Below are 12,420 nucleotides of genomic sequence, written 5' to 3'. Positions count from 1 at the left end.
GGTTTCGGTTGTTCAACGCTCCCCGGAATTCGTTCGGCGCGGCCCCGGTCACGCGCTGAATTGACGAATCATGCGGTCTCCTGCATACTCATGCATGTCAGCGAATGCACTGTGAGGAGAAACCCGTGACCGAGCGCGTCGTACTCGCCTACTCAGGCGGTCTGGACACCTCCGTCGCCATCGGCTGGATCGCCGAGGAGACGGGCGCCGAGGTCATCGCCGTTGCGGTCGACGTCGGCCAGGGCGGCGAGGACCTGGACGTCATCCGCAAGCGCGCGCTCGCCTGCGGTGCCGTCGAGGCCGAGGTCGCGGACGCCAAGGACGAGTTCGCCGAGGAGTACTGCCTCCCGGCGATCAAGACCAACGCCCTCTACATGGACCGCTACCCGCTGGTCTCCGCCCTGTCCCGGCCGACGATCGTCAAGCACCTCGTCGCCGCCGCCAAGAAGCACGGCGCCGACACCGTCGCCCACGGCTGCACCGGCAAGGGCAACGACCAGGTCCGTTTCGAGGCCGGCATCGTCGCCCTCGCCCCCGACCTCAAGTGCATCGCCCCGGTCCGCGACTACGCCATGACCCGCGACAAGGCCATCGCCTTCTGCGAGGAGAAGGGCCTGCCGATCGCGACCACCAAGAAGTCGCCGTACTCCATCGACCAGAACGTCTTCGGCCGCGCCGTCGAGACCGGCTTCCTCGAGGACATCTGGAACGCCCCGATCGAGGACATCTACGAGTACACCCAGAACCCGGCCACCCCGCGCGAGGCCGACGAGGTCGTCATCACCTTCAAGGAGGGCGTCCCGGTCGCCGTCGACGGCAAGCCCGTCACCGTGCTGCAGGCCATCCAGCAGCTCAACGAGCGCGCCGGCGCCCAGGGCATCGGCCGGATCGACATGGTCGAGGACCGGCTCGTGGGCATCAAGTCCCGCGAGGTGTACGAGGCTCCGGGCGCCATCGCCCTGATCACCGCCCACCAGGAGCTGGAGAACGTCACCGTCGAGCGCGAACTGGCCCGCTACAAGCGGCAGGTCGAGCAGCGCTGGAGCGAGCTGGTCTACGACGGCCTGTGGTTCTCCCCGCTCAAGCGCGCCCTGGACGGCTTCGTCAACGAGGCCAACCAGCACGTCTCCGGCGACATCCGGATGACCCTGCACGGCGGCCGCGCGGTCGTCACCGGCCGGCGCTCCGAGGAGTCGCTGTACGACTTCAACCTCGCCACCTACGACACGGGCGACACCTTCGACCAGTCCGCGGCCAAGGGCTTCATCGACATCTACAGCCTGTCGTCGAAGATCGCCGCCAAGCGCGACCTCGCGTAAGCGCCGCACGGCACCTCACCCGCACTAGCCTGACAACCGCCTCCTCACTTGCGCCTGAGTGGGGAGGCGGCGGCACATCCGTATCTCTCTAGGAGCGACCCAAGTGAGCAGCAACAGCGGTGACGTACGGCTCTGGGGCGGCCGTTTCGCCGACGGCCCCGCCGAGGCCCTGGCCAAGCTGTCCGCGTCCGTCCACTTCGACTGGCGGCTCGCGCCGTACGACATCGCCGGGTCGCGCGCCCACGCGCGCGTGCTGCACCAGGCCGGTCTGCTCACCGACGACGAGCTCCAGCGCATGCTGGCCGGGCTGGACCAGCTGGAGGCGGACGTGGCCGACGGATCCTTCGTGGGCACCGTCGCCGACGAGGATGTCCATACCGCCCTGGAGCGCGGCCTGCTCGAGCGCCTCGGCCCCGACCTGGGCGGCAAGCTGCGCGCGGGACGGTCGAGGAACGACCAGGTCGCGACCCTGTTCCGCATGTACCTGCGCGACCACGCCCGGATCATCGGCGGGCTGATCGCCGAGCTCCAGGACGCCCTGATCGGCCTGGCCGAGGCGCACCCCGACGTCGCCATGCCCGGCCGCACCCACCTCCAGCACGCCCAGCCGGTGCTCTTCGCCCACCACGTCCTCGCCCATGCCCAGGCCCTGTCCCGGGACGCGGAGCGGCTGCGCCAGTGGGACGAGCGCACGGCCGTGTCGCCGTACGGTTCCGGCGCCCTGGCGGGCTCCTCGCTCGGCCTGGACCCGGAGGCGGTGGCCAAGGACCTCGGCTTCGAGCACGGCAGCTCCGGCAACTCCATCGACGGCACGGCCTCCCGCGACTTCGTCGCCGAGTTCGCCTTCGTCACCGCGATGATCGGCGTCAACCTGTCCCGGATCGCCGAGGAGGTCATCATCTGGAACACGAAGGAGTTCTCCTTCGTGACCCTGCACGACGCCTTCTCCACCGGCTCGTCGATCATGCCGCAGAAGAAGAACCCGGACATCGCCGAGCTGGCCCGCGGCAAGTCCGGCCGCCTGATCGGCAACCTGACCGGCCTGATGGCCACCCTCAAGGCCCTCCCGCTCGCCTACAACCGTGACCTCCAGGAGGACAAGGAGCCCGTCTTCGACTCCATCGACCAGCTGGAGGTCCTGCTCCCCGCGTTCACCGGCATGATGGCCACGCTCACCGTCCATCGCGAGCGCATGGAGGAGCTGGCCCCGGCCGGTTTCTCCCTCGCCACCGACATCGCCGAGTGGCTGGTCAAGCAGGGCGTGCCGTTCCGGGTCGCGCACGAGGTCGCCGGCGAGTGCGTCAAGGTCGCCGAGGCCGAGGGCAAGGAGCTGGACGAGCTGACCGACGAGCAGTTCGCGAAGATCTCCGCCCATCTGACCCCCGAGGTGCGGTCGGTCCTCAACGTGCCGGGAGCTCTCGCCTCCCGGAGCGGCCGTGGCGGTACGGCGCCCAGTGCCGTGGCCGTGCAGCTCGCCGAGGTGAAGGCGGACGTGGCGGTCCAGCACGCGTGGGCCACGGCCAAGCAGGCGTAGGGCGGCCGTCCCTCAGGAGGCGGAAGGGCCCGGACACCGCTGTCCGGGCCCTTCGTGTGGCCGCCACCCCATGAAGGGCCGGCTCCAGATAACAGATGGGATTCGGCCACTGGCCGAATCCTTGACTTGTTTCTACTCGGAGGTAACTATTCCGGTGCCGGTCGGCAATGCCGAACGCCGGTCGGACTCCGGTGTGACTGAAAGGGACCTCATGGGTGGAAGACGCACACAGCACATAGCCCGCCTCCTCGCCGTCGGCGCCGCCGCCGTGCTGTGCGCCGTCGGCCTCACGGCCCCCGCGGGCGCCGCCGACACCCCGCCTCCCGGTGCCAACGACTGGTCGTGCAAGCCGGACCCGGCCCATCCGCAGCCCGTGGTCCTGGTCAACGGCACCTTCAAGACCTCGTACGAGAACTGGCTGACCCTCTCACCCGCGCTCGTGGACGCCGGTTACTGCGTCTTCTCCTTCGAATACGGCGACCTGGAGACCGCTCCGGTAGCGGAGTCGGCGGCCGAGCTGCGTGACTTCGTGAACGCCGTGCTCGGGGCGACCGGCGCCAAGAAGGTCGACATCGTGGGCCACAGCCAGGGCGGCATGATGCCGCGCTACTACGTCAAGTTCCTGCGCGGCGCCACCAAGGTCGACGACCTCGTCGGCATCGTGCCCTCCAACCACGGCACCACCAACCCGCTCGCCCTGGCGGCCGGCGCCACCGTCTGCCCGTCCTGCGTCGACCAGACCGCCGGTTCGGAGTTCCTGCAGAAGCTCAACTCCGACCCCGAGGCCCCGGTCGGCCCCGACTACACGGCGATCGCCACCCGCTACGACGAGGTCGTGGTGCCATACACCAGCTCCTTCCTCGAGGGGCCCGACTCCTACGTGACCAACGTGCTGCTCCAGGACCGCTGTCCGCTCGACACCACCGAGCACGACCAGGCGCCCAAGTCCCCGCTGGTCCAGCAGTGGGTGCTCGACGCCCTCGACCGGAACGGGCCGGCCGACCCCGCCTTCGTCCCCCGTTGCGTCAGCGCGGGCTGAGGCGCAGGGGGCTGCGTACATTGGTGCCGAGTCCGCCTCCGCCGATCGCGCAGGGAGCCCCCATGCCGTTCCGTCGCCTCGCCGCCACGACCACGCCGACCGCGCACGTCGGACTCGGCCTGGCCGCGGTGGGCCGCCCCGGCTACATCAACCTGGGCCGGGAGGAGGACCTCCCGGCCGACCGCAGCGTCGACGCCCTGCGCGCCCGCACCCATGACCTCCTCGACGCCGCCTACGCGCAGGGCGTCCGCTACGTCGACGTGGCGCGTTCCTACGGCCGCTCGGAGGAGTTCCTCGCCGACTGGCTCGCCGCCCGGGCCGACGTCGACGACGTCGTCGTCGGCAGCAAGTGGGGCTACACCTACACCGCCGACTGGTCCACCGACGCCGAGCGGCACGAGGTCAAGGACCACAGCCTGGCCACCTACGAGCGGCAGCGCGCCGAGACGGACGCCCTGCTCGGCGACCGGCTCGACCTCTACCAGATCCACTCGGTCACCCCGGACAGCCCGGCCCTCACCGACAAGGAACTCCACGCCCGGCTGGCCGAGGCCGCAGACCAGGGCCTCACGGTCGGCTTCTCCACCAGCGGACCGGCCCAGACCGACGCCATCCGCGCCGCCCTGGAGGTCACGGTCGGCGGCGAGCCCCTCTTCCGTACCGTCCAGTCCACGTACAACGTGCTGGAGACCTCCGCCGCGCCCGCGCTGGCCGAGGCGCACGACGCCGGGCTCACCGTGATCGTCAAGGAGGGCATGGCCAACGGCCGCCTGGCCGCACCGCACGCGCCGCAGGTGCTGCGGGAGGTCGCCGAGGAGACCGGCCTGGGCTGTGACGCGGTGGCCCTCGCCGTGATCCTGCGGCAGCCCTGGGCCGGCGTCGTCCTGTCCGGCGCCGCGACCGTCACCCAGCTCGCCTCCAACCTGCACGCCGCGGTCGTCGACCTCGACGACGACCAGCTGGCCCGTCTCGCCTCCCTGGCCGAGGAGCCGGGCGTCTACTGGGAGCGGCGCGGGCAGCTGCCCTGGCACTGACCCCCGCGCGCCGTCGTACGCCTGCGACGATGAGTCATGCATGCCCAGCATGAGACATTCACGTCTCATTTGGGTTATCGTTGTCTCATGGCTGTCGATCCTGACCACGTGCTGCGCACCGCCGCGGCCCTGCTGACCCGCAAATCCACCGCGACCATGGACGAGGTCGCCAAGGCGGCCGGAATCAGCCGGGCCACCCTCCACCGTCACTTCGCCGGACGCGACGCGCTCGTCCGGGCGCTGGAGTCGCTCGGCATCGCGGAGTGCGAGGCCGCCCTGGACGCGGCCCGGCTCGACGAGGGGCCCGCGAGCGATGCCGTGCACCGGCTCGTCCGTGAGATAGAGCCCGCCGCCGGACTGCTCGCCTTCCTCTACTCCGAGAACCAGTTGTTCGAGGGCGGGGAACAGAACGCGGGCTGGGCCCGGATCGACGAGCGGATCGCCGCGCTGTTCCGGCGCGGCCAGGCGAGCGGCGAGTTCCGCATCGACCTCACCCCGGCCTGGCTCACCGAGGCGCTGTACGGGCTGCTGGCCTCCGGCGCCTGGGCCGTGTCGGAGGGCCGGGTGGCCGCCAAGGACTTCACCCACATGATCGTCGAGCTGCTGCTCGGCGGTGCCCTGCGAAGGAAGGGATCATGACCAGCATCCTGCAGCCGGCCGGCACGACCGAGGCGGTGAAGCGCCCGGGCCGCTGGCTGGCGCTGTCCGTCCTCGTGCTCGCCGTGCTGCTGGTGGCCGTCGACGCGACCGTCCTCGGTCTCGCGACCCCCTACATCAGCGAGGACCTCAGGCCCTCAGGCACCCAGCTGCTGTGGATCGGCGACGTCTACTCGTTCGTCATCGCCGGTCTGCTCGTCTCGATGGGCAGCCTCGGCGACCGGATCGGCCGCAAGCGGGTCCTGCTCGTGGGCGCCACGGCATTCGGCGCGATGTCCGTGCTGAACGCCTACGCCACCTCGGCCGAGCTGATGATCGTGGCCCGGGCCCTGCTCGGCGTCGCCGGCGCCACCCTGATGCCCGCCACCCTCGCCCTGATCCGCAATCTCTTCCACGACCCGCGTGAACGCAGCCTCGCCATCGGCATCTGGGGCGCCACCGCCTCGGCGGGCACGGCCGTGGGCCCGATCGCCGGCGGGTTCCTGCTCGAACACTTCTGGTGGGGCTCGGTCTTCCTGATCAACCTGCCCGTGATGGCCGTCCTGGTCGCCGTCGGCGCCAGGCTGCTGCCCGAGTCCCGCAACCCGAACCCCGGTCCGTGGGACCTGACCAGCGTCGTCCTGTCGCTGGCCGGCATGGTCGGTGTCGTGTACGCCGTCAAGGAAGCCGCCGCGCACGGCTTCGCCTGGGCCACGCTCGGCGCGGGCCTGCTGGGCGCCGCGGCCCTCCACGGGTTCGTACGCCGCCAGCGCACGCTCCCGGCGCCGCTGCTGGACGTACGGCTGTTCCGCAACCGGGGCTTCAGCGGGGCGGTGCTGGCCGATCTGCTGACCGTCCTCGGGCTGTCCGGGCTGGTGTTCTTCCTCTCCCAGTACCTGCAACTCGTCCAGGGGCGGCGCCCGTTGGAGGCGGGGCTGGCCGAACTGCCCGCCGCCGTGGGCGCGGTGGCGGCCGGTCTCGTCGCGGGCCGGGCCGCGCGTCGGTTCTCGGTGCGGGCCGTGGTCTCCGGCGGACTCGCGGCCGTCGGCCTCGCGCTCGCCGCGCTGACCGTGCTCGACGGGTCCACGGGCTATCCGCTGCTGGGCGCCTCGCTGCTGGTCGTCGGCGTCGGCGCCGGGTTCTCGTTCACCGTGACCGCCGACGTGATCCTCTCCGGTGTGCCCAAGGACCAGGCGGGCGCCGCGTCCGCCGTGTCCGAGACGGCGTACGAACTCGGCGCGGCCCTCGGCATCGCCCTGCTGGGCTCCATCGTGACCGGTGTCTACCGCGGCTTCCCCGGCCCGGCGGGCACACCGCCCGCGGCATACGAGTCGCTGGGCGGGGCCGTCGAGGTGGCCGCCCATCTGCCGGCCCCCACCTCCGAGGCGCTGCTGGCCGCGGCCCGGCAGTCCTTCGTCGACGGACTGAGCCTGGCGGCGGGCGTGGGCGCGGCCGTCCTGCTGGCCACGGCGGTCGCGGCGTGGTTCCTGCTGCGCGGGCAGCGGCTCGACGGCGGAGCCGAGCACGCCTGACCCGCTCGCCGACGGCTTCGTTTCCGTTCTCGCAGGCGCCACCGACCATGACACGTCGTACGAACCGCCGGAAAGGGGGCGACGTTCGTGCTGTGGTTCCCCGAGCCCGGCGAGCTCCATGCGAACGGCGGGCCGCCCGAGAAGTGGCCCGCCGTACAGGAGACATCGGGGTCGCGCGGCCTTCCAAGGGCTTTGGAGCAGGCGGCCTGCCACCGCCCCGGGTCGGGCGGCCTCCGGGCCTCGGAGCCAGGGGCGTTGTCACCCCCGGGTTCGGACAGCCTTCCGCCGTCGAACGCCTACGCCGCCTTCTTCGCCTTGGTGGCGTACATGTCCACGTACTCCTGCCCGGACAGCCGCATGACCTCCGCCATCACCGAGTCGGTCACCGCCCGCAGCACGTAGCGGTCGCGGTCCATGCCCTCGTACCGGGAGAACTCCATGGCCTCGCCGAAGCGGACCGTGACGCGGCCCGGCCGCGGCATGCCCCGGCCGCCCGGCTGGAGCTTGTCGGTGCCGACCATCGCGAACGGCACCACGGGCGCGCCGGTCATCAGCGTGAGCCGGGCGATGCCGGTGCGGCCGCGGTACAGGCGGCCGTCGGGGGAGCGGGTGCCCTCGGGGTAGATGCCGAAGACCTTGCCCTCCTCCAGCACCCGGCGGCCCGTCATCAGCGCCGCCACACCGCCGTTCGCGCCGTCCCGGTCGACCGGGATCATGCCGACGCCGGTGAAGAACCACGCCATCAGCCGGCCCTTGATGCCCTTGCCGGTGACGTACTCGTCCTTGCCGATGAAGAACACCTGCCGCTTGGTGACCAGCGGAAGCACGATCGAGTCGATGAACGTCAGGTGGTTGCCGGCCATGATCACCGGACCGTCGGCCGGGATGTGCTCCGCGCCCTCCACCTGGGGGCGGAACATCAGGCGCATGATCGGGCCGAGCACTGCCTTGATGAACGCGAAGCGGGACAACGGGCCCTCCGGAGTCAAGATGCCGTCGATGGATGCCGTATTGAGTCTGTGCAGGTGAGGACATTACTCGCGGCCCGGGGGGTCCCGCACATCGGGCAGATCGGATTCACCGAGACCTTACGCACCGTTGACGCACGTTTACCTGCGGTGGCGCGCCGTGGACGGCACGTAACGCGACCGCCACGATGTGACCGACATCGCCCGGGGCGCACCGGACGGGTCCCCCGCGGGGCCGGACCGAATCGGACCGGAACCGACGGACCGTCACCTCTCCCCACGCACAGGCCCTCCGACATCCAGCGTCACCCACGTGTTCCACCGGGGGTCTCCCATCCGTCATGTACGCGCCCCTACGATCGGCCCGCACCGGCGGCACGAGGCCGGGGCACAGGAACACGAGGTCGACGGCAGGGAGGCCACTGATGGGAACGCAGAAGTCGAACGAGCAGGCCCGGGAGAACGCGCTCGGCACCGGACGGCGGGCGCTCCTGGGCGCGGCCGTGCTCGGAGGCGGCGCCGTCCTCGGCCTGTCCGGCACGGCGAGAGCCGACGTCCGTCAGCAGGGCCGTGGCATGAAGAGCCTGCCCGTCCCCACGATCATCGGCCACCGGGGCGCCAGCGGCTACCGCCCCGAGCACACCTTCGGCGCCTACGACCTCGCCCTCGACATGGGAGCCGACATCGTCGAGGCCGGCGACCTCGTCCCCACCAGGGACGGTCACCTCGTCTGCCGCCACGAGCCGGAGATCGGCGGCACCACGGACGTCGCCGAGCACCCGGAGTTCGCCGACCGCAAAAAGACCAAGCTCCTCGACGGCGTCTCCACCACCGGCTGGTTCACCGAGGACTTCACGCTCGCCGAGCTGAAGACCCTGCGGGCGATCGAGCGCATCCCGGCCAACCGCCCCCACAACACCCTCTACAACGGCCGCTGGGAGATTCCGACCTTCGAAGAGGTCCTGAAGTGGCAGGACGAGCAGACCCGCAGGCGGGGCAGGCAGGTCTGGATCTACCCGGAGCTCAAGCACCCCACCTACTTCCGCAAGCAGGGCCTCGAACTGGAGCAGCGCGTCGCCAAGCTGCTGCGCAAGCACCGCAAGGACCGGTGGAACTCGCCGGTCATCCTCCAGTCCTTCGAGCCGACGAGCATCCAGCGCTTGAACAAGCTGGTCGACAACCCGCTCGTGGTGCTGCTCTCCGGCGCGAACGACCGCCCCTGGGACTTCGTGGAGACCGGTGACCCGCGCAAGGTCGCCGACCTGATCAAGCCGGCCGGCCTGCGCGAGATCGCCTCCTACGCCCAGGGCATCGGCCCGACCCTCGACCTGATCATCCCCAAGGACGCGTCCGGCAAGCTCACCGAGCCGACGACCCTCGTCGCGGACGCCCATCGGGTGGGTCTCGTCCTGCACCCCTGGACCCTGCGCAACGAAAACCCCTTCCTGCCCGCCAACTTCCGCAAGGGCACCGACGCCGACGCCTACGGCGATGTCTTCGGCGCCTACCGGACGTACTTCGCCACCGGCATCGACGGCGTCTTCACCGACCACCCCGACACCGGCCTGCTGGCCCGCCAGGACTTCGTCAACCGCTGAGTCCTCCTTCCCCGATTGGGGTGAGTTCCGGCCGCCCGGGCAACCCGTCGCCCGGGCGGCCGCGTCGCTCCGTACATGACGCACGACCTGGTCACCGCTCTGCGCCCGCTGCTCACCGCCGAGGCGTCCGCCGAGGCGCATGCCTCGGGGGCCGAGCCGGGCGATCTGGAGCAGGCGGTCTGGCTCCGCCTCCTGGAGCGCCTCGAAGCGCAGGACCCACCACGCGATCCGCAGGGCTGGCTGCGCCGGGCGGTCCGCTCCGAGGCGCGTCGCACCCGCCGGACGACCCGCCGCGAACGGCCGTACGCCGTCGAGCCCGCCGACGACGCCGACCGCGATCCCGAACGGCTCGCCCTGGCCGCCGCCCGGCGCCGCGCCCTGCGCGACGCGGTCCGCCGGCTCCCCGGCCGCTGTCCCCGTCTGATGGAGGCCCTGCTCTCCCCCCAGGACCTGACATACCGGGAAATCGCGGGGGAGTTGGGTATCTCACAGGGCAGTCTGGGCCCGGAACGCTCCAAATGCCTGGGATGCCTGCGGCGTTTGCTCACACCGGAGGTTGCGGCCCGCTGAGGACGGGGATAGGAGTGAGGGACGACAGGTGATCAGGTGAGCGGGAGGCGTGCGCACATGGGCATGAGCGTGACCATCTCTGCTGCGGCCGAGCAGGACGCGGAGCAGATCTTCAGGTTGCAGTACCTGTGCTTCCAGAGCGAGGCCGCGCTGTACGGCAACTACCGCATCGACCCGCTCGTCCAGACCCTGGACTCGGTGCGCAAGGAGGTCGCGGAGGACTGCGTGTTCGTGGCGCGGCTGGGCGACGAGGTCGTCGGCTCGGTGCACGGCTCGGTGACCGAGGACGGCGCCGCCGCCATCGGCAAACTCTGCGTCCACCCCCGACTCCAGGGCCACGGCATCGGGGCCCGCCTCCTGCGCGCCGCCGAGTCGGCCCTGGCCGAGCAGCACGGCGCCAAGAAGTTCCGTCTCCACACCGGCCACCGCAGCGAGGGCCACCTGCGCCTGTACCGCAGGGTGGGTTACGAGGCGGTGGGGACGTCCCAGGGCGCGGACGGCATCACGATGATCGTCCTGGAGAAGCAGGCGGGGACGTACGCGAAAACGGCCTGAGTCCTTCAGGGGCGCGGCGCCGCACCCTGGGGGGGCTGCGCCGCGTGACGAGACCTGCCGCAGGCGACCGGTGGCCGCCTGATCACCTCAGGCGGCCTCCCCGCGCCGCGACTTCCGCAGCCAGAAGATCGCCGACAAGGGCAACACCACCGGGATGAAGACGTACCCCATCCCGTAGTCCGACCACACGGTGGCGTCAGGGAACGCCGACGGCTCGACCAACGTCCAGGTCCCGACCGTCAGCACGCCCGCGAGCTCGGCGACACAGCACACCAGCGCAGCCTTACGGGCCGTCTCCCCACCCCGCACCAGCGTGTAGGTGATGAACCCGTACACCAGCCCCGCCGCCGCCGACAACGAGTAAGCGAGCGGAGCCCGGTCGAACTCCGTGGCGATCTGGTACGCCGACCGCGACACCGCCCCCACGACCATCACGCCGTACAGCCACACCAGCAACATCCCCGGCCCGCTGGTCAGCCGCGTCCGCGTCGCCATCTCAGCCTCCCCAGATGTCATGGAGCCGCACCTCCAGCACGGCCAGCACGACACCGCCGGCGGCCACCGTCACCGAACCCCACCGGGTCCGCTCCGCCAGCGACATGAAGCCCGTCGCCGGAACGCACGCGAACGCGCCCAGCAGATACGCCACGAAGATCGTCGTGCCCTGCTCCGGCTTCTCGCCCTGCGCCAGCCGCACGATCCCCACCACCAGCTGGACCAGCGTCAGCAGGGTCACCACGGCCATCCCGATGAAGTGCCAGTCCTTCGTCGGCTGGTCGCGGTACGCGGCCCAGCCGCACCAGGCGGCGAGCAGCAGCGCGGCGACGCCGGTCGCCAGCGTCAGGGCATCAAGCATGGCAGTGACCTTAATACGGCCGAAAAGACCCGGGGCCGCCGACCCCGGCCGGGCCGGCTGCCGCGGCCCCGTAGGGTCGAAGGCATGAAGATCCACGCTCAAGCCCTGCTGTTCGACAACGACGGAACCCTCGTCTCGTCCCTCGCGTCCGTCGACCGCTGCTGGACGCGGTGGGCCGGTGAGTACGGGATCACGGCCGAGGAGTTCGCGCGGGTGGAGCTGCACGGGCGGCCGGCCGCGGAGATAGCCGCCGACCTGCTGCCCGCGGCCGTCGTGCCGCAGGCCGTCGCGCGGATCGAGGACCTGGAGGTGGAGGACGTGCCCAACGGTGGCGTGCACCTGCTGCCCGGGACCCGCGCCTTCCTCGACGCGCTGCCCGCCGAGTGCTGGGCCGTCGTCACGTCCGCCACCCGGCGCCTGGCCGAGGCCCGCCTCGACGCCGTGGGCATCCTGCCCAAGACCCTCGTCGCCGCTGACGACATCACCCGCGGCAAGCCCGACCCCGAGCCCTATCTGCTCGCCGCCCGTCTCCTCGGCGTCGACCCGGCCCACTGCGTCGTCTTCGAGGACGCCCCCGCGGGCCTCGCCGCGGGCCGGGCCGCCGGCATGACCACCGTGGCGTTGACCACAACCCACCGGGCCCACGAGCTCCACGCCGACCTGGTGGTGGACGACCTGTCGGCCTTGTCCGCACTGGTCACCGACCGGGGAATCGAGATCTCCGTACGCGCCTGACGGCCGTCCGCTCCCTGTCCACCGCTGTCCAGTATGCGGACAGC

13 protein-coding genes are annotated in these 12,420 nt (G+C 71.2%); 10 read left to right on the top strand and 3 right to left on the bottom strand.

The window, feature by feature from the left end; all coding sequences use genetic code 11:
* The first annotated feature begins 125 nt into the window (after positions 1–125).
* The 6 genes from ACFPZJ_RS28115 to ACFPZJ_RS28090 all read left to right on the top strand — a co-directional run bounded on the left by ACFPZJ_RS28115 (position 126) and on the right by ACFPZJ_RS28090 (position 7,094).
* On the top strand, positions 126–1,319 hold the full coding sequence (locus ACFPZJ_RS28115; protein WP_381027145.1) for an argininosuccinate synthase: 1,194 nt from the start codon (positions 126–128) through the stop codon (positions 1,317–1,319).
* Between the two features lie 103 nt (positions 1,320–1,422).
* Complete coding sequence (gene argH / locus ACFPZJ_RS28110) at positions 1,423–2,853, top strand: argininosuccinate lyase (protein WP_381027144.1); 1,431 nt, start codon at positions 1,423–1,425, stop codon at positions 2,851–2,853.
* A gap of 211 nt (positions 2,854–3,064) precedes the next feature.
* The gene (locus ACFPZJ_RS28105; protein ID WP_381027142.1) at positions 3,065–3,892 is read left to right on the top strand and encodes an alpha/beta fold hydrolase; all 828 of its coding nucleotides are present in this window, start codon (positions 3,065–3,067) and stop codon (positions 3,890–3,892) included.
* Positions 3,893–3,954: 62 nt separating this feature from the next.
* Positions 3,955–4,926, top strand: coding sequence for an aldo/keto reductase (locus ACFPZJ_RS28100; protein WP_381027139.1), 972 nt, complete (start codon positions 3,955–3,957; stop codon positions 4,924–4,926).
* Between the two features lie 87 nt (positions 4,927–5,013).
* The gene (locus tag ACFPZJ_RS28095; protein WP_381027136.1) at positions 5,014–5,565 is read left to right on the top strand and encodes a TetR/AcrR family transcriptional regulator; all 552 of its coding nucleotides are present in this window, start codon (positions 5,014–5,016) and stop codon (positions 5,563–5,565) included.
* On the top strand, positions 5,562–7,094 hold the full coding sequence (locus ACFPZJ_RS28090) for an MFS transporter (protein WP_381027133.1): 1,533 nt from the start codon (positions 5,562–5,564) through the stop codon (positions 7,092–7,094). The genes ACFPZJ_RS28095 and ACFPZJ_RS28090 overlap by 4 nt, the downstream gene beginning before the upstream one ends.
* Before the next feature lie 296 nt (positions 7,095–7,390).
* On the opposite strand, the gene ACFPZJ_RS28085 is transcribed toward ACFPZJ_RS28090, so the two are convergent.
* A complete protein-coding gene (locus ACFPZJ_RS28085; RefSeq protein WP_381027130.1) occupies positions 7,391–8,065 on the bottom strand; it encodes a lysophospholipid acyltransferase family protein in 675 nt (224 codons plus the stop codon).
* 422 nt (positions 8,066–8,487) lie between these two features.
* On the opposite strand from ACFPZJ_RS28085, the gene ACFPZJ_RS28080 reads away from it, so the two are divergent.
* From ACFPZJ_RS28080 to ACFPZJ_RS28070, 3 genes are all read left to right on the top strand, one after another.
* Positions 8,488–9,660, top strand: a complete 1,173-nt coding sequence (locus ACFPZJ_RS28080) for a glycerophosphodiester phosphodiesterase (RefSeq protein ID WP_381027127.1) — start codon at positions 8,488–8,490, stop codon at positions 9,658–9,660.
* A gap of 75 nt (positions 9,661–9,735) precedes the next feature.
* Positions 9,736–10,230 (top strand): RNA polymerase sigma factor, encoded by a 495-nt coding sequence (locus tag ACFPZJ_RS28075; protein ID WP_381027124.1) that lies wholly within the window; start codon positions 9,736–9,738, stop codon positions 10,228–10,230.
* A 57-nt stretch (positions 10,231–10,287) separates the two neighbouring features.
* Positions 10,288–10,785, top strand: coding sequence for a GNAT family N-acetyltransferase (locus ACFPZJ_RS28070; RefSeq protein WP_381027683.1), 498 nt, complete (start codon positions 10,288–10,290; stop codon positions 10,783–10,785).
* Positions 10,786–10,872: 87 nt separating this feature from the next.
* On the opposite strand, the gene ACFPZJ_RS28065 is transcribed toward ACFPZJ_RS28070, so the two are convergent.
* Positions 10,873–11,301: a hypothetical protein gene (locus tag ACFPZJ_RS28065; protein WP_381027121.1), complete on the bottom strand. Its 429-nt coding sequence runs from the start codon at positions 11,299–11,301 to the stop codon at positions 10,873–10,875.
* Positions 11,282–11,641 carry a hypothetical protein gene (locus ACFPZJ_RS28060; RefSeq protein ID WP_381027118.1) on the bottom strand — a complete coding sequence of 120 codons (360 nt, stop codon included), beginning with the start codon at positions 11,639–11,641 and terminating at the stop codon, positions 11,282–11,284. The genes ACFPZJ_RS28065 and ACFPZJ_RS28060 overlap by 20 nt, the downstream gene beginning before the upstream one ends.
* Positions 11,642–11,725: 84 nt before the next feature.
* On the opposite strand from ACFPZJ_RS28060, the gene ACFPZJ_RS28055 reads away from it, so the two are divergent.
* The gene (locus ACFPZJ_RS28055) at positions 11,726–12,376 is read left to right on the top strand and encodes an HAD-IA family hydrolase (protein ID WP_381027116.1); all 651 of its coding nucleotides are present in this window, start codon (positions 11,726–11,728) and stop codon (positions 12,374–12,376) included.
* Positions 12,377–12,420 lie beyond the last annotated feature (44 nt).

The sequence above is a fragment of the Streptomyces bullii genome (assembly GCF_042657145.1).
Classification (GTDB): domain Bacteria; phylum Actinomycetota; class Actinomycetes; order Streptomycetales; family Streptomycetaceae; genus Streptomyces; species Streptomyces bullii.
Note: the sequence above shows the minus strand (reverse complement) of the source record. Positions and strands in the feature narration are given on the sequence as shown.